Source organism: Streptomyces sp. WG5 (assembly GCF_049974565.1).
GTDB lineage: Bacteria > Actinomycetota > Actinomycetes > Streptomycetales > Streptomycetaceae > Streptomyces.
The window spans coordinates 1-17,616 of the sequence record NZ_JBNGGC010000038.1; the positions used below are offsets into that span (position 1 = coordinate 1).

General features: G+C 72.4%; 12 protein-coding genes. 9 read left to right on the top strand and 3 right to left on the bottom strand.

The annotated features are described in order from the left end of the window. From treS to ACP4IX_RS30430, 4 genes are all read left to right on the top strand, one after another. A partial coding sequence (gene treS / locus ACP4IX_RS30415; RefSeq protein ID WP_426524183.1) for a maltose alpha-D-glucosyltransferase occupies positions 1–1,345 on the top strand: 1,345 nt, incomplete at its 5' end. A gap of 28 nt (positions 1,346–1,373) precedes the next feature. Further along, the gene (locus ACP4IX_RS30420; RefSeq protein WP_426524185.1) at positions 1,374–2,735 is read left to right on the top strand and encodes a maltokinase N-terminal cap-like domain-containing protein; all 1,362 of its coding nucleotides are present in this window, start codon (positions 1,374–1,376) and stop codon (positions 2,733–2,735) included. Positions 2,736–2,738: 3 nt separating this feature from the next. Then, positions 2,739–4,961 carry a 1,4-alpha-glucan branching enzyme gene (gene glgB / locus ACP4IX_RS30425; protein WP_426557745.1) on the top strand — a complete coding sequence of 741 codons (2,223 nt, stop codon included), beginning with the start codon at positions 2,739–2,741 and terminating at the stop codon, positions 4,959–4,961. 108 nt (positions 4,962–5,069) lie between these two features. Then, complete coding sequence (locus ACP4IX_RS30430; RefSeq protein ID WP_426524189.1) at positions 5,070–6,161, top strand: glutamate--cysteine ligase 2; 1,092 nt, start codon at positions 5,070–5,072, stop codon at positions 6,159–6,161. A gap of 34 nt (positions 6,162–6,195) precedes the next feature. Here the strand turns inward: ACP4IX_RS30430 and ACP4IX_RS30435 are convergent, their stop codons facing one another. Beyond that, complete coding sequence (locus ACP4IX_RS30435) at positions 6,196–6,429, bottom strand: DUF6480 family protein (protein WP_426524191.1); 234 nt, start codon at positions 6,427–6,429, stop codon at positions 6,196–6,198. 151 nt (positions 6,430–6,580) lie between these two features. On the opposite strand from ACP4IX_RS30435, the gene ACP4IX_RS30440 reads away from it, so the two are divergent. Then, complete coding sequence (locus tag ACP4IX_RS30440; protein ID WP_426557747.1) at positions 6,581–8,488, top strand: AMP-dependent synthetase/ligase; 1,908 nt, start codon at positions 6,581–6,583, stop codon at positions 8,486–8,488. Between the two features lie 276 nt (positions 8,489–8,764). Continuing rightward, the gene (locus tag ACP4IX_RS30445; protein ID WP_279562485.1) at positions 8,765–9,199 is read left to right on the top strand and encodes an ATP-binding protein; all 435 of its coding nucleotides are present in this window, start codon (positions 8,765–8,767) and stop codon (positions 9,197–9,199) included. Between the two features lie 21 nt (positions 9,200–9,220). On the opposite strand, the gene ACP4IX_RS30450 is transcribed toward ACP4IX_RS30445, so the two are convergent. Together ACP4IX_RS30450 and ACP4IX_RS30455 are read right to left on the bottom strand one after the other, a co-directional pair. Next, positions 9,221–9,673 carry an ATP-binding protein gene (locus tag ACP4IX_RS30450; protein WP_426524195.1) on the bottom strand — a complete coding sequence of 151 codons (453 nt, stop codon included), beginning with the start codon at positions 9,671–9,673 and terminating at the stop codon, positions 9,221–9,223. A 45-nt stretch (positions 9,674–9,718) separates the two neighbouring features. After that, positions 9,719–10,084, bottom strand: coding sequence for a PRC-barrel domain-containing protein (locus ACP4IX_RS30455; RefSeq protein WP_426524323.1), 366 nt, complete (start codon positions 10,082–10,084; stop codon positions 9,719–9,721). 420 nt (positions 10,085–10,504) lie between these two features. On the opposite strand from ACP4IX_RS30455, the gene ACP4IX_RS30460 reads away from it, so the two are divergent. The 3 genes from ACP4IX_RS30460 to ACP4IX_RS30470 all read left to right on the top strand — a co-directional run bounded on the left by ACP4IX_RS30460 (position 10,505) and on the right by ACP4IX_RS30470 (position 17,594). Beyond that, positions 10,505–14,500, top strand: a complete 3,996-nt coding sequence (locus ACP4IX_RS30460; protein ID WP_426557749.1) for a HAMP domain-containing protein — start codon at positions 10,505–10,507, stop codon at positions 14,498–14,500. Between the two features lie 97 nt (positions 14,501–14,597). Further along, positions 14,598–17,096, top strand: coding sequence for a SpoIIE family protein phosphatase (locus ACP4IX_RS30465; RefSeq protein WP_426524199.1), 2,499 nt, complete (start codon positions 14,598–14,600; stop codon positions 17,094–17,096). 105 nt (positions 17,097–17,201) lie between these two features. After that, positions 17,202–17,594 carry an STAS domain-containing protein gene (locus ACP4IX_RS30470; RefSeq protein ID WP_426524201.1) on the top strand — a complete coding sequence of 131 codons (393 nt, stop codon included), beginning with the start codon at positions 17,202–17,204 and terminating at the stop codon, positions 17,592–17,594. The last annotated feature ends 22 nt before the right edge of the window (positions 17,595–17,616 follow it).

Here is a 17,616-nt window from a genome sequence, read left to right on the forward strand (position 1 = left end):
GCACCCGTGGTTCCAGGAGTCGCGCAAGGACCCCGACGGCCCGTACGGCGACTACTACGTCTGGGCCGACGACGACACCCGGTACTCCGACGCCCGCATCATCTTCGTCGACACCGAGGCCTCCAACTGGACCTACGACCCGGTCCGCGGTCAGTACTTCTGGCACCGCTTCTTCTCCCACCAGCCGGACCTCAACTACGAGAACCCGGCCGTCCAGGAGGAGATGCTGGCCGCGCTGAGGTTCTGGCTGGACCTGGGCGTCGACGGCTACCGCCTCGACGCCGTGCCCTATCTGTACGCCGCAGAGGGCACCAGTTGCGAGAACCTGCCCGCCAGCCACGAGTTCCTGAAACGGGTCCGGCGCGAGATCGACGCCCAGTACCCCGACACCGTGCTGCTGGCCGAGGCCAACCAGTGGCCGGAGGACGTGGTCGACTACTTCGGCGACTACGCCGCGGGCGGCGACGAGTGCCACATGGCCTTCCACTTCCCGGTCATGCCGCGGATCTTCATGGCCGTCCGCCGCGAGTCCCGCTACCCGGTCTCCGAGATCCTCGCCAAGACCCCGGCCATCCCGTCCGGCTGCCAGTGGGGCATCTTCCTGCGCAACCACGACGAACTGACCCTGGAGATGGTCACCGACGAAGAGCGCGACTACATGTACGCGGAGTACGCCAAGGACCCGCGCATGCGCGCCAACATCGGCATCCGGCGCCGGCTCGCCACCCTGCTCGACAACGACCGCGACCAGATCGAGCTGTTCACCGCCCTGCTGCTGGCCCTGCCCGGCTCGCCGATCCTCTACTACGGCGACGAGATCGGCATGGGCGACAACATCTGGCTCGGCGACCGCGACGCGGTGCGCACCCCCATGCAGTGGACCCCGGACCGCAACGCCGGCTTCTCGTCGTCGGACCCGGGGCGGCTGTTCCTGCCGACGATCATGGACCCGGTCTACGGCTACCAGGTGACGAACGTCGAGGCGTCCATGGCCTCGCCCTCGTCCCTGCTCCACTGGACCCGCCGCATGATCGAGATCCGCAAGCAGAACCCCGCCTTCGGCCTCGGCACCTACACCGAACTGCCGTCCTCCAACCCCGCGGTGCTCGCCTTCCTTCGCGAGTACGAGGACGACCTGGTGCTGTGCGTGAACAACTTCGCGCGGTTCGCCCAGCCCACCGAACTCGACCTGCGCGAGTTCGCCGGACGCCATCCGGTCGAACTGTTCGGGGGCGTCCGTTTCCCCGCCATCGGCGAACTGCCGTACCTGCTGACCCTCGGGGGCCACGGCTTCTACTGGTTCCGGCTCACCCGAGTCGCATCCCGCATCGGCCGCCGCGTGTGAGCGTGGGCCGAGGAAAGGACGCGTCACCATGCCGAAGACCGCACCCCTGCGCCCCAGACGCAGGCATCTCGCCGAGCCCATGGCGTCGCTCGGCGAACTGCTGCGTCAGTGGCTGCCGCGCCAGCGCTGGTTCGCCGGCAAGGACCGTCCCGTCGCCGAGCTCGGTCTGCTGTCGATGACCGAGATCTTCCCGGGCTGTCTGCATCTCCTGGTCCACACCGGGCAGGGCCCCGTGCCCGCGCCGGGAGGCGCTCCGCCGGCCGGCGACTGCTACCAACTGCTGCTCGGCGTGCGCGAGCAGCCGTCGCCGCGTCTGGGCCGGGCACTCATCGGGCAGGTTCAGGACGGCCCACTGGCCGGCCGGACGGTCTACGACGCGCTGCACGACCCCCGGGCGGCCCAGCTGCTCCTGGAACGGCTCAGGCGTCCCGGCAGGGCGGGACCGCTGCGCTTCGAGTCCGACCCCGCGCGGCCGGTGCCCGGCGGGCTCGTACCGCGGCTGCTGGACGCCGAGCAGTCCAACTCGTCGCTGATCTACGGCGACGAGTTCATCCTGAAGCTCTTCCGGCGCATCCAGCCCGGCGTCAACCCCGACCTGGAGGTGCCGGACGCGCTGGCCCGGCAGGGCTGCGGCCGGGTCCCCGCGCCGGTGGCGTGGATGCGTACGACCCATCCGTACGGGGCGACGCTCGGCGTGCTCCAGCCGTTCCTGCACGACGCCTCCGACGGCTGGACCCTCGCCCTGAACGCGCTGGCCGGCGGGGACGACTTCACCGTGCAGGCCCGCGAGCTCGGGCAGGCGATGGCCGACGTGCACCTCGCGCTGGCCTCGGCCTTCCCGGCCGGTGCACCCGGGGAGAACGGCCGCACGGCGGCGGCGATGACCGAGCGGCTGACCGCCGCCGCGCACTGCGTACCGGCGCTGCAGCCCTTCGTGCCCGGGCTGCGGGCGGCCTTCGCGGCACTGTCCACCTGCGACTCCGGGCCGCCGGCCCAGCGCATCCACGGCGACATGCACCTGGGCCAGGTGCTGCGGGCCGGCCGGGACTGGTTCGTCATCGACTTCGAGGGCGAGCCGTCCCGCCCGCTGTCCGAACGGCGCAGCGCCCACTCCCCCGTGCGGGACATCGCGGGCATGCTCCGCTCCTTCGACTACGCCGCCCGGCAGCGCCGCCCGTGGCGCCCCGAATGGGCGCGCCGCTGCCGGGAGGCCTTCTGCGCGGGCTACGCCGCCCGCGCCGGGTGGGACCCCCGTAAGAAGCACGGCCTGCTGCGCGCCTACGAGACGGACCGCGCCGTGTATGAGGTGCTGTACGAGGCCCGGCACCGCCCCGACTGGCTTCCCGTACCCATGGCGGCGATCGAACGACTCGCCGTGAGAGGAGACTGACCCGTGGCCCTCCGCGACACCTCGCTCCCCGAGCCGTCCGGTCCCGTCCCGCGCACCCCCGGTGCGTGCGGAACCGCTCCGCCCCTCGACCCGACCGACCGGGGGCGCCTCCTGGCGGGCGCCCACCACGATCCGCACGCCCTGCTGGGCGCCCACCCGGTCCCCGGCGGCATCGCCTTCCGGGCGCTGCGCCCGTTCGCCCGCGAGGTGAGCGTGGTCGTCGACGGCGAGCGCCACGGCCTCGTGTCGGAGGAGGACGGCCTCTTCTCCGGTGTCCTGCCGCTGGCGGAGATCCCCGCGTACACCCTCGTCGTGACGTACGAGGCGGGCGAGCAGGAGACGCACGACCCGTACCGCTTCCTGCCCGCCCTCGGCGAGCTCGATCTGCACCTGATCTCCGAGGGCCGGCACGAGCAGCTGTGGCGGGCCCTCGGCGCGGAGCCGATGACCCACCAGGGCGTCACCGGCACCCGGTTCACGGTGTGGGCGCCGAACGCCCAGGGGGTGCGGGTCGCCGCCGACTTCACCCACTGGGACGGCACCGCGTTCCCGATGCGCTCGCTCGGCTCGTCCGGGGTCTGGGAGCTGTTCCTGCCGGGCGTCGGCGAGGGCACCCGGTACAAGTTCGAGATCCACTCGCGGTACGGTCACCGGTTCCTCAAGGCCGACCCCATGGCCCGCGCGGCGGAGGAGCCGCCGAACACCGCGTCCGTGGTGACCGCGTCGGCGTACGAGTGGGGCGACGGCGCGTGGATGCGGACCCGCGCCGACACGCCCGTGCACGAGGCGCCGTTCTCGGTGTACGAGGTGCACCTGCCGTCCTGGCGGCCGGGGCTGACCTACCGCGAGCTGGCCGAGGAGCTGCCCGCCTACGTCCGGGACCTGGGCTTCACCCACGTCGAACTGATGCCGGTCGCCGAGCACCCCTACGGCCCGTCCTGGGGCTACCAGGTCACCGGCTTCTACGCGCCGACCGCGCGCCTCGGCTCGCCCGACGACTTCCGGTACCTGGTCGACGCGCTGCACCGGGCGGGCATCGGCGTGATCATGGACTGGGTGCCGGCGCACTTCCCGAAGGACGACTGGGCGCTGGCCCGCTTCGACGGGGACCCGCTGTACGAGCCCGGGGACGAGCGGCGCGCGACCCACCCGGACTGGGGCACGTACACCTTCGACTTCGCGCGGACCGAGGTGCGCAACTTCCTGGTGGCGAACGCGGTCTACTGGTGCGAGGAGTTCCACATCGACGGGCTGCGCGTCGACGCGGTCGCCTCGATGCTCTACCTGGACTACTCGCGCGACTCCGGTCAGTGGGAGCCCAACCAGTACGGCGGCCGCGAGGACCTGGCGGCCATGGCGTTCCTCCAGGAGATGAACGCGACCGTCTACCGGCGCTGCCCCGGCGTGGTGACGATCGCCGAGGAGTCGACCGCGTGGGGCGGGGTGACCCGGCCCACCGACGCCGGCGGCCTCGGCTTCGGCCTGAAGTGGAACATGGGCTGGATGCACGACTCGCTGGAGTACGTCGCGCACGAGCCGGTGCACCGCAAGTACCACCACCACGAGATGACCTTCTCGATGGTGTACGCGTACAGCGAGAACTACTGCCTGCCGATCTCCCACGACGAGGTGGTGCACGGCAAGCAGGCGCTGGTGTCGAAGATGCCCGGCGACTGGTGGCAGCGGCGGGCGAACGTCCGGGCCTACCTCGGCTTCATGTGGGCGCACCCCGGCAAGCAGCTGCTGTTCATGGGGCAGGAGTTCGCCCAGGGCGCCGAGTGGTCGGAGAAGCAGGGGCCGGAGTGGTGGCTGCTCGACGAGGGGTACCACTCGGCGGGCGACCACCGCGGGATCCAGGACCTGGTCCGCGAACTCAACACCCGCTACGGGCGGACCCCGGCCCTGTGGCGGCGCGACACCGATCCGGCCGGCTTCCGGTGGGTCGCCGTGGACGCGGCCGAGGACAACGTCTTCGCGTTCCTGCGGTTCGACACGGACGGCACGCCGCTGCTGGCGGTGTCGAACTTCTCCCCGGTCGTCCGGCACGACTACGGGCTCGCGGTCGGCGACGACGTCACCGCCTGGCAGGAGGTCCTCAACACCGACGCCGAGGAGTACGGCGGCTCCGGGGTGACCGACTCCGACCCGGTCAAACCGGAGGACGGGAGCATCCGGATCACGCTGCCGCCGCTGGCCACGGTGTGGCTGATGCCGTACGCCCTGTGAGGCGTGACGGCGCGGCCAGGTGTCCGTCCGCTCTCCGGGGGCAGTCGGTGTCCTGGCGACCGGGAGGACCTCGTCGCCGTGGCCGGGCCCGCAGAAAGGCGGCATCACGTGCGCACCGTCGGAGTGGAGGAGGAACTCCTCCTGGTCGATCCCGAGACCGGCGAGCCGCGGGCGCTGTCCGCCGCCGTGCTCGCCCGCGTCCTGCTCGACGATGCCGGACAGGACGTGTTCGAGAAGGAACTGCACGAGCAGATGCTCGAGTTCGCCACTCATCCGCAGGCGGACATGGGGCGTCTGCACGCGGAGATCGTCCGCTGCCGCGGGGAGGCCGGGCGGCACGCCGGGGGAATCGGATGTGCCGTGGCCGCGCTCGCCACGTCGCCGCTGCCGGTCAGCCCCTCCGTCGGAATGAACCGCCGCTACCGGTGGATGGCCGACCAGTACGGCGTCGTGGTCCACGAACAGCTCGTCCTGGGCTGCCACGTGCACGTGTCCGTGGAGTCCGACGAGGAGGGCGTCGCGGTGATCGACCGGGTGCGGCCCTGGCTGCCGGTGCTCGCCGCGCTGAGCGCCAACTCCCCCTTCTGGCAAGGCCGGGACTCTGCCTACAGCAGTTACCGCAGCCGGGTCTGGCAGCGCTGGCCGTCGGCCGGTCCGACGGAGCTGTTCGGTTCGGCGGAGACCTATCACCGCCGGGTCGCGGACATGCTCGCCACCGGCACGATCCTCGACGAAGGGATGATCTACTTCGACGTCCGGCTGTCCCAGCGGTACCCGACGGTCGAGTTCCGGGTCGCGGACGTCTGCCTGGACGCCGGGACGGCCGTCGTCGTCGCCGCCCTCGCCCGCGCACTGGTGGAAACGGCCGCACGGGAGTGGCGGGAGGGCAGGGAGCCGGCCGGGCACAGTGTGAGCCTGCTGCGCCTCGCCGCCTGGCGGGCGGCCCGGTCCGGGCTGACGGAGGAACTGCTGCACCCCGCGACGATGCGGCGGATGCCGGCCGAGACCGTCGTACGGGCCCTGCTGGACCACGTCGGGGAGGCGCTGGCCGCCGACGGCGACCTCGACCGGGTACGGGACGGCGCCGCCGAGCTGCTGCGGCACGGCAACGGGGCGCGCGTGCAGCGCGAGCTGCTGGAGCGCACCGGCAGCCTGCGGGACGTCGTCACCGAGTGCGTACGCCGTACTCAGGCGGCCTGAGACGCCCCTGCCGACCTGCGCTCCCCACCCGCGTTCAGAGCATCAGGACCAGGGCGTAGCCGAGGAAGCCCGCCGCCACGAGCGCCACGAGGAAGAGGATCACCGCCAGGGGTGCCTTGGCCCACCCCTTGGGCGGGTTGTTCCCCTCCCACGGGCCCGCCTCGGACATGCTGCTCTCCCCCGGCGGGGTCTCGCCGGGCGGTACGCCGCCTCCCGGCTCCAGTCCGGTGCTGCGTTCGGGTTCCGGGTCCGGATTCGTGTGAGTCATACCCCCCGGGTCCCCCGATCCGCCGAGATCACCGGGTGGGAACACTTCTGCCGTCCCGTCCCCCCGTGACCATCGCCTCGGCTAGATTCAGCACCGCCGATGACGGTGCTCGTCGGCGGTGTCACCGTCCGTACATGTCAGGAGCCAGCGCATGCGCGACCCCGCTCCCGCTCCCCGGGCCGCCGGGCCCCTGACGGGCGGGCTCGCCGACAGCCTCTTCGAGACGGCGGCCCGCACTCCGGCCCTGCCGATGCTGGCCCGCCGTCCCACGCCGGACTCCCCCGTCTGGCAGGAGGTGACGGCCGTGGAGTTCCGCGACCAGGTGGTCGACGTCGCCAAGGGCCTGATCGCGTGCGGGATCTCGCCGGGCGACCCGGTGGCGATCCTGGCGCGGACCCGGTACGAGTGGACGGTCTTCAGTTACGCGCTGTGGACGGTGGGCGCCGAGGTCGTGCCGATCTATCCGACCTCCTCGCGCGACCAGGTCGAGTGGATCCTGCGGGACTCGGGCTGCGTCGCCGTGGTGGTCGAGGACGAGCAGAGCGTGATGACCGTCGGCTCGGTGTGCGCCTCGCTGCCGACGCTGCGCCACGTCTGGCAACTGGACGCGGGCGCGGTGGACACACTGGTGGCGCGCGGCGGGTTCCTCCCGTCCGCCACCGTCGACTCCATGCGCCGCATCGTGCTGCCGGACTCCACGGCGGTCGTCGCCTACACCTCGGGCACCTCCGGCCGCGCCAGGGGCTGCGCGCTGAGCCACCGCAGTCTGGCCGGCCCGTGCGACACCCTGCTCGCGGGCTGGGGCCGCACGGTGGCGCCCCCGGGGGAGCAGGGCGCCGTCCTCGCCTTCCTGCCCTTCTCCCACGTGTACGGGCTGATGATCCAGAACCTGTGCGTCCGGGGCGGACTGCTCATGGCGCACGAGCCGGCGATGTCCCAGGAGGCACTGGCCTCGGCGCTGCGCTCCTTCCGACCGACGTACTTCTACGCCGTCCCGTCGGTCCTGGAGAAGCTCTACAAGAACTTCCTGCGCGCCGCCCAGGAGGCGGGCCGCGGGGCGCTGTTCGAGCGGGCCGCCGACACGGCGCGGGACTTCGCCGCCGCGCTGGAGCGCCATCGGCTGGGCAGGGGGCCGGGCCCCGGGTTCGATCTCCGCCTCCAGCACGCCCTGTACGAGCGGACGGTCTACCGCCGGCTGCGGGACGCGCTGGGCGGCCGGGTGCACCGCGCGACGTCCGGTGGTTCGCCGCTCAGCCGCGAGCTGTCCCTGTTCTACGAGGGCATCGGCGTCTACGTCCACGACGGCTACGGCCTCACCGAGACCAGCGGCGGGCTGACGATGCAGCCGCTGGGCCGGGAGAAGTCCGGCACCGTCGGGCAGCCCCTGCCCGGCATGGAGGTCCGGGTGGCCGACGACGGGGAGATCCTGGTGCGCGGTCCGTCACTGTTCCAGGGGTACGTCGGTGACGAGGCCGCCACCCGTGAGGTGCTGCGGGACGGCTGGCTGGCCACCGGCGACCTGGGGCATCTGGACGACGAGAACTACCTGGCGATCACCGGGCGCAAGAAGGACGTCATCATCACCAGCGGCGGCAAGAGCGTGGCCCCGGCCGCCCTGGAGGAGCGGCTGCGCATGCACCCGCTCGTCCACCAGGCGGTGGTCGTGGGCGACAACCGGCCCTGCGTCGGCGCCCTGATCACGCTCGACCCGGAGTTCCTGACGCACTGGCGGGCGGGCCTGGCCCTGCAGGGCGACGCCCCGGCCCGGGAGGCGCGCGAGGAGAACGCGCTGCGGGAAGAGGTCGCGCGGGCCGTCGCCGCGGCCAACAGCGCCGTGTCGCGCTCGGAGTCCATCCGGGTCTTCCGTGTGCTGCCCGATCCGTTCGACGTGGCCGGCGGCCTGCTCACGCCGTCGATGAAACTCCGGCGGGACGAGATCGTCAGGACCTACGCCTTCGAGATCGACGCGATGTACGAGGCCCGCTCGCACCGTCGGCCGCAGCGGCTCCCGCAGGAGCAGGCCGCCTGGGAGGACTCGGACAACGTGTTCCTCCGGTGACCGGGCGAGCCCGCGACGGTGCGCGGGCTCGCCGGCGGAGTACGCCGAGCCCGCGCACTCGCCGTTCGGCGTGCGGGCCGAAGGCGATGAGCGCCGGGGCCGGCCCCGGCCGTCCCGCACCGGGAACGCGCCGCGGGTCACGGCCCTGTCACCCCTGGCCATCGCCGCCCGGCCCGGCATACCGAGGCGCGTAGGCTCGGCCGGCACGGGAACTAACAAACGAAGGGAAAGCGAAGAAGGGACAACGCCCGGCCGATGCCGGGCCGGGAAGGCACCATGGCAGCCGAGTCGCGTTGGGACAGGACACTGGCTTCCGAGGAGATCACGAACCGCACCGCCAGCTTCACCGGAGAGCTGCACAATGTGACCGGTGCACGCCTGGTCGCGGAGGAATTCCTCTACGACCTGGCCCGTGCGTCGCCGCCCTCGCAGCCCGAGCACTGGGACGACATACTCCTCGTCGTCACGGAGCTGGCGGCGAACGCGGTGCAGTACGCTCCGGGGCCGTTCCAGCTGCGGCTGCGCCGTACCTTCGACGGCGTGCACGTGGTGATGCACGACTCCAGTACGACCGAACCCGCGCCGCGCCCCTTCCATCCGAGCAGCGGTGGCGGCGGCATCGGCTGGCATCTCATCCACACCCTGTCCGACCAGGTGAGCGTCGTCACCGGCGAGCGGGGCAAGGACATCCACGTCTTCCTGCCCTGGTGACGGCCGGGGTCACCGCCCCGCTCACGGCGCGCCCGCGTCGCGCAGGGGCACGAGCACGCTGATCGTCTTGCCGCCCCCCGGGTGCCGGTCGACGTCGATGTCGCGTGCCAGGCGGGCGACCAGCGGCCAGCCGTAGCCGTTCCCGTGGTGCCGGGTGGGGAACGCGTACGCGGCCCGGGGCACCACCGCGCTGTTGTCGTGGACGGCGATCCACATGCCTTCGGCCGTGGGCCGGACCTCGAAGCCGGCCAGACCGTCCCCGTGCCGGATCGCGTTGGTGACCAACTCCGAGACCACGAGCAGCAGGTCGATGACGTCCTCCTCCCGCACCCCGCGGCCCGGCCCCCATCGCGTGCGCGCCACCGCCTCCGCGTACGCACGTGCCGTCGCCGCGCCGGTGACGGCGCCCGGTGCCGGTGCGCGGGACGACGCGACGCCGGACGAGGCCGTGGTGAGCCGGTCGGTTGATTCCATGTCAGTGGTGTCCCTGGTGTTCGCCGTGCTGTGATCACAACCGGGTCAGTCCGCGGAGGTCTCCTGGGGCGGCAGCCGGTGGTAGTAGTCGCCGACGGACGTCAGGTACTCCCGGTCCATCGTCTCGCTGTCGGTCCGGAACCGGGGCGCGGCCTTGACCTCCGCCCTGGTGCAGGCCACCGTGACCGTACGGGCCTCCGGGTCGACGCCCCTGACCATGCCGACGGGCACGAGCACGCTCCGGCCGAAGACCCAGACGCCGGTGTCGACGACCAGGTGCCGCATGCCGAAGTGTTCGGCCTGCCGGTCGACGTGACCGATGGTGCCGTCGCTGGCGACGACGGTGCAGCCCGTCAGGTCCTGTCCCCGCACGTGACCGCTGCCCTCCGCGTACGACCAGATGCTCTCCATCGGCACGCTGTCCCTTCCCTCCCACGCCGGTGACGACTGTGGGGCCGGGCGGACGCCACGGGCCGGACCGGCTCCTGCACCAGCAGATACCCGTCCCGGGCCGCCGCATTCGGACACCGCGGGCCGATCGGCGGCGAAATCCGGCCGGGCCCGCACGCACGGCGTGATCCGGACGGGGCACGCACGGCGTGATCCGGAGGGGGCACGCACGGCGTGATCCGGAGGGGGCGCCGCGCTCCACCGGGTGGGCGCCGCTTTGTCCGCACCCGGGACCTGGGTTAGCCTCTGACGTATTTTTCTCATGGGGCAGATCCGTGAACTGCGGAAAAGCACGCACGACAGACCGGACCTCCCGACCGGTCCGGAGGGGTTCCGAGTCCTCGTCACCGAGGGCTCCTGGGGAGCGGAACGAGGGTGCGCATGACCAGCGACAGCACCGGGGCCGTCGACGCGGTTCCGGGCGACCAGGAGTTGCGCCGCCTTCTGGCGGGCCTGACGGCCGTGCGGGACGGCGACTTCGGCACGCGTCTGCCGGACGAGGCGGACGGTCTGATGGGGGACATCGCCAAGGTCTTCAACGGCATGGTGGACCAGTTGTCCGTGTTCACCTCCGAGGTCACCCGGGTGGCGCGTGAGGTCGGCACCGAGGGCACCCTCGGTGGTCAGGCGAGGGTGCCGGGTGTCTCGGGCACCTGGGCCGACCTCACGGACTCGGTCAACGCCATGGCGGGGAACCTCACCACCCAGGTCCGTGACATCGCCCAGGTCGCCACGGCGGTGGCCAAGGGCGACCTGTCGCAGAAGATCGACGTGGACGCCCGCGGCGAGATCCTCGAACTCAAGAACACCATCAACACGATGGTCGACCAGCTCTCCGCCTTCGCCGACGAGGTCACCCGCGTCGCCCGCGAGGTCGGCACCGACGGGCGGCTCGGCGGCCAGGCCGACGTCCAGGGCGTCCGGGGCACGTGGCGCGACCTCACCGACTCGGTGAACTTCATGGCGGGCAACCTGACCAGCCAGGTCCGCAACGTCGCCCAGGTGGCGACCGCCGTGGCCAAGGGCGACCTCTCCCAGAAGATCACCGTGGACGCCCGCGGCGAGATCCTCGAACTCAAGAACACCATCAACACGATGGTCGACCAGCTCTCCGCCTTCGCCGACGAGGTCACCCGCGTCGCCCGCGAGGTCGGCACCGAGGGCAACCTGGGCGGGCGCGCCCAGGTGCGCGGTGTGTCGGGCACCTGGAAGGACCTGACCGACAACGTCAACTCCATGGCCAACAACCTCACCGGCCAGGTCCGCTCCATCACGCAGGTCGCCACCGCCGTGGCGCGCGGCGACCTGTCGCAGCGGATCACGGTCGAGGCCAAGGGCGAGGTCGCGGCGCTGGCCGACGTCATCAACACGATGGTCGACACGCTGTCGGCGTTCGCCGACGAGGTCACCCGGGTGGCCCGCGAGGTGGGCACCGAGGGCCGGCTCGGCGGCCAGGCGCACGTGCCGAACGTCGCCGGGACCTGGAAGGACCTCACCGACAACGTCAACTCCATGGCCAACAACCTCACCGGCCAGGTGCGCAACATCGCGCTGGTGACGACCGCGGTGGCCCGGGGCGACCTGTCGAAGAAGATCGACGTCGACGCGCGCGGCGAGATCCTGGAGCTCAAGACGACGATCAACACGATGGTCGACCAGCTCTCCGCCTTCGCCGACGAGGTCACCCGCGTCGCCCGCGAGGTCGGCACCGAGGGCCGGCTCGGCGGCCAGGCCGAGGTGGAGGGCGTCTCCGGCACCTGGAAGCGCCTCACGGAGAACGTCAACGAGCTGGCCGGCAACCTCACCCGCCAGGTCCGCGCGATCGCCGGGGTGACCTCCGCCGTGGCCGAGGGCGATCTGACCCGCTCCATCAACGTGGAGGCGTCCGGCGAGGTCGCCGAGCTCAAGGACAACATCAACTCCATGGTGGAGTCCCTGCGCGAGACCACGCGGGCCAACCAGGAGCAGGACTGGCTCAAGAGCAACCTCGCCCGGATCTCCGGCCTGATGCAGGGGCACCGGGACCTGCCCGTGGTCGCCGAGTTGATCATGGACGAGCTGGTGCCGCTGGTGTCGGCCCAGTACGGCGCGTTCTACCTCGCCGAGGACGGCGACGAGGGACCCGAGCTGCGGCTGGTCGGCTCCTACGGCTACCCCGGCGACGCGGCCAGGCCCACCCGCATCGCCTTCGGCCGCACCCTGGTCGGCCAGGCCGCGCGCAGCCGGCGCACCATCGTGGTGGACGAGCTGCCACCGGGTTACGTCACCATCTCCTCCGGGCTCGGCGAGGTGGCGCCGGCCGCTCTGGTGCTGGTGCCCATCGTGGTCGAGGGGCAGGTCCTCGGCGTGATCGAGCTGGCGTCGGTCACCGCGTTCACACAGGTCCACCGGGACTTCCTGGACATGCTGATGGAGACCATCGGCGTCAACGTCAACACCATCGTGGCCAACGCCCGTACCGACGAGCTCCTCGCCGAGTCCCAGCGCCTGACCGCGGAACTCCAGGCCCGCTCGGCGGAGCTCCAGGTGCAGCAGGAGGAACTGCAGCGCTCCAACGCCGAACTGGGGGACAAGGCGTCCCTGCTGGCGGCCCAGAACCGGGACATCGAGGCGAAGAACCTGCAGATCGAGCAGGCGCGGCAGGAGCTGGAGGCCCGCGCCCAGCAGCTGTCGCTGGCCTCGAAGTACAAGTCGGAGTTCCTGGCCAACATGAGCCACGAACTGCGCACCCCGCTCAACAGCCTGCTCATCCTCGCCCAGCTGCTCGCCCAGAACCCGTCGCGCAACCTCACCCCGAAGCAGGTCGAGTACGCGGGCATCATCCACTCCGCGGGCGCGGACCTGCTCCAGCTGATCAACGACATCCTGGACCTGTCGAAGGTCGAGGCCGGGAAGATGGACGTCTCCCCCGAGCGCGTGACCCTGCGGCAGCTCATCGAGTACGTCGAGGCGACCTTCCGGCCCATGACCACGCAGAAGGGCCTCGACTTCACGGTGACGACGGCCCCCGGGGCGCCGGCGGACCTGCTGACCGACGACTCCCGGCTGCGTCAGGTGCTGCGCAACCTGCTGTCCAACGCGGTGAAGTTCACCGAGCGGGGCCGGGTGGAACTGGCCGTCGAACCGGCGCCGGACGACGAGGTGCCCCGAGGGGTGATCCGGGGTGGTGCCGTGGTGGCCTTCCGGGTGAAGGACACGGGCATCGGCATCCCCGAGCAGAACCTGGAGTCGGTCTTCGGCGCCTTCCAGCAGGCGGACGGCACGACGAGCCGCAAGTACGGCGGCACCGGGCTCGGCCTGTCCATCACGCGGGAGATCGCCCAGCTGCTCGGCGGCGCCGTCACCGTGGACAGCACGCCCGACCGGGGCAGCACGTTCACGCTGTTCCTGCCGGTGGCCCGGCCCGACTTCGAGGAGCTGCTCGAGCGGGGCACGGGACACGTCCCGGCCGAGTCGGCCGCCGACGTCCTCGCCCGCCCGGCGCCGGCACCCGAGTTCACGGGCGGCCACCGGCAGCGCCCGCGCCGGCTGCTCGTCGTGGAGGAGCGTCCACGCGGTCTGCTGACCCTCGTCGCGGAGAGCGTGATCGCCGACCTGACGCACGGGCGGGACGACGCGGGCGACCGGCCGCCGCTCGACGTCATCACGGCCGTGGGGGCGCAGGAGGCCGCCGGTGCGCTGGCGGCCGAGCCGTGCCACTGCGTCGTGCTGGAGCTGGGCATGCCGGACGCCGAGGCGTCCCGCTTCCTTGAGGCCCTGCGGGGTGACTCGGCGCTGGCGAGCGTGCCGGTGCTCGTGCACAGCGGTCACCGGACGGACGCCGCGCTGGAGGAGAGCCTGCGCTCCGGCACTCGGGGCGGGGCGCTGGAGTTCCTGTCCAGCCTCGACGAACTGCGGGAGCGCATCGCCCTGCACCTGGCCGCCGAGGAACCCGGGGACGTACTCTCCCTGGTCCGCCCCGAGGAGCCGCAGCACCTGGCCCCGGGCGCCGTGGACGACTCGCCGGCCGGGCGCACCGTCCTCGTCGTCGACGACGACGCGCGCAACCTCTTCGCGCTCAGCGGGATTCTGGAGCTCCACGGTTTCCGGGTGCTGCACGCGGAGAACGGGCGCCGGGGCATCGAGACGCTCGTGGACCACCCGGAGGTCGCACTGGTCCTGATGGACGTGATGATGCCGGAGATGGACGGCTACACGGCGACGGCCGAGATCCGGCGGATGCCGCGGTACGCCGAGCTGCCGATCATCGCGGTCACGGCGAAGGCGATGCCCGGCGACCGGGAGAAGAGCCTCGCCTCGGGCGCCAGCGACTACGTCACCAAGCCCGTCGACACCCAGGACCTCATCGCCTGCGTCCGACGGTGGCTGCCGGCATGAGCGCACCGGCTCCCGTCCCGTACACCGGTGGGCCGGGCGGTGCGCGGCGTGTCCCGCCGCGGTCCGCGGCGGTCTCCAGCCGAGGAGTGTCCCCGTCGTGAGCGAATCCGAGCAGCCGCCCGAGCCGGCCGGCGGCGCCCCGCGGGACGCGTCCGCCGCGCCGCCCCCGGTGTCCGGACCACCGCAGTCCTGCGCGGTCGACGGGCCGGGCGCCGGTCTGCGCGGGATGACCCCGCTGTCGCCGGTGGGCAGACTGGCGGCCACGGTGGACCGGCTCAGCCGCGAGGTGCGGGCCGCCCAGGCGGAGGCCGAGGGCCGGGCGCTGGTCGAGCTCGCCAAGGGCGTCCTGGTCGCACGGCTCGGGTGCGGTCCGGCGCAGGCCGCCCGGCAGCTCGCCGAGCTGGCCGAGCAGTCCCAGGTCACGCCGCTGGAGTTCGCGGTCGACGTCATCAACCAGGCCGCCCGGGACCGCATGTCGGAGGTGACGGACGCGTTCCTCGCGGCCACCGCCGCCGTGCGCGGCGCGGACGCCGAGGACGGCACGGACACCGGGGAGGCGGGGGCCGGTTCGGCCGCCGTGCGCCTGCGGGCGGCCGAGAGCGGTGCGCTGGCGGCCGACGACACCCAGGCCGTCGCCGACGCCCTGCTGGAGCAGGCACTGCGTCCGCTGGGCGCGGCCGCCGTGGCCATCTGGGCGGCCGGGTACGACGGATCGCTCACGCTGGCCGGCAGCGCGGGGTTCTCCGCGGCCGAGGCCACCCGCTGGCGCTACGTGCCGCCGGACGTGACGACGGTGGCCCGGTGCGGACTGACCGAGCGCACGGGCCAGTGGTTCACCTCCCTGGCCGGGACCGGGCTGCCCAGTGTGGGCCGGCACCAGTACCCGGACGGCGGCAGGGTCGCCGTGCCCGCCGGTACCGGGGGCCGTATCCACGGCGTGCTGGAGATCGTCTGGCCGGCGCCGCTGGCCCCGCAGCCGCCGCAGGTGGTGCGCCAGGTGGAGGCCCTGGCGGAGCTGTGCGCGCACACCCTGGAGTCGTACACGCCACCGCACGGCGCCGGGCAGGAGCCCCGGGTCATGCCGGACGCGGTGGAGCTGATGGACCTGGCCGACGGCCTGTACGACCCCGCCCTGGTCCTGGTGCCGCACCTGGACGCCGCCGGGCACCTGGCGGACTTCCGCATCCAGCACGTGAACAAGAGCTTCCTGGACCCCGCCGGACGGCCGCGTGCCGTCGTGGGCGGCGCGCTGCTGCTGGAGGCGTACCCGATGGCCGCCGGGGACAGCGAGCTGTTCCAGAACGTGGAACGGGTGTACGCCACCGGCGAGCCCTTCCGGGCCCGGCACATCAACCTCACCGCGCTGGTGGACCAGGTGCCGCTCTCGGCGGTCGCGGACATCAGCATCAGCCGGCACGGCAACGCCGTCCTGCTGATCTGGCGCATCGAGGACGAGACGGCCCGGCTGGCCAGCCTCCTCCAGCACGCCCAGCGCCTCGGCCGCATCGGCGGCTTCGAGGAGAACCTGCTGACCGGCGAGATCACCTGGAACGGACAGCTGTTCGACCTGTACGGGCGTCCGCAGACGAGTACGCCGGTGCCGCTCGAGGAGCTGACCGCCCACGCCCACCCGGACGACGCGGTCACCATCGGCCGGTTCCTGCGCACGCTCCTGCACCACCGGCGGCCGGCGTCGGCGGCGTTCCGGCTGCAGCGGCCCGACGGGGTGACCCGGCACGTCCGGGTGGTGGCCGAACCGGTCCTGGACGCCGACGACCGCCTGCTCCTCGTACGGGGGGCCTACCAGGACATCTCGGCCCAGCACTGGACCGAGGTGGCGCTCGCGGCGACGCGCGACCAGCTGGCGCACACCGAGCAGCAGGCCATCGAGCGCAACCGGCTGACCCTGCAGTTGCAGCACGCCATCATGCCGCCCGCCCAGACCCCGCTCAGGGTTCCGGACCTCCAGGTGGCCGTCCGGTACCGGCCCGCGGAGACCGAGCAGCTCGTGGGAGGCGACTGGTACGACGCCGTGATGCTGCCGAACCGGCGGGTGCTGCTGTGCGTGGGGGACGTGGCCGGGCACGGCATAGAGGCCGCGACCAGCATGGTGGTCCTGCGCAACGCGCTGCGCGGACTGGCGGTGACCGGTGCCGGGCCGGGCCAGCTGCTGTCGTGGCTCAACATCGTGGCGCACCACCTGACGGGCGGGGTCACGGCCACGGCGGTGTGCGGCCTGTACGACCCGGCCCGGCGCACGCTGCGCTGGGCCAGGGCGGGCCATCTGCCGCCGGTGCTGGTCCGGGGCTCCCGGGCCGAGCCGCTGCCGCTGCTCAAGGGCATGCTGCTGGGGGCGGTGGCCGAGGCGGCGTACGAGGAGGACGAAGTGCAGCTGGCCGGCGAGGACACGCTGCTGATGTACACCGACGGGCTGATCGAACGCCGCGACCGCTCGGTGGAGGAGGCGCTGGCCCAGCTGCTGAGGACCGTCCGTCCGACACCCAACACCCTCGACCAGCACCTGGACCGGCTGCTCACCTACAGCAGGTCGGACACGGACGACGACACGTGCCTCGTGGGTATCCGCGTCGGGTGACGGGCGGCACCCGGGCCGGACAGGTGTGGTGCACGGATTCGGGGGTAACCGCCGGGCGCGGTGGTAACGACACGCCACCGTCCGGCCGCGTTGTTGGAGGTTTCCGTGCCCATAGCCCAGAACCCGCTGTCCGTCGAGGTGACGCTGCCCCGGGAGGAGGTGGCGCTGCTCAGGGTGGAGGGGTACCTGGACGTCGACACCGCGACCGAGTTCCAGCACCATCTGGCCAACCAACTCCACCACGGCCGACGGCACTTCCTGCTGGACCTGTCGGAGGTCCCGTTCATGGACTCGTCGGGCATGAACATCATCCTGCGGGTCTATCAGGAGGCCCGGGAGCTGCCGGGCAGCGTGCACATCATCTCGCCCGCCCCCGCGGTCCGGCGCGTCCTGGACCTGACGGGGGTGAGCATCACCGTGCCGGTCTCCGAGAGCGTCGACGAGGCGCTCTCCCGCGTCGACGCGCAGCCCGCGGGCCCGCGGGTTCCGGACGCCTGAGATTCCCTCCTCCCCGGCACTC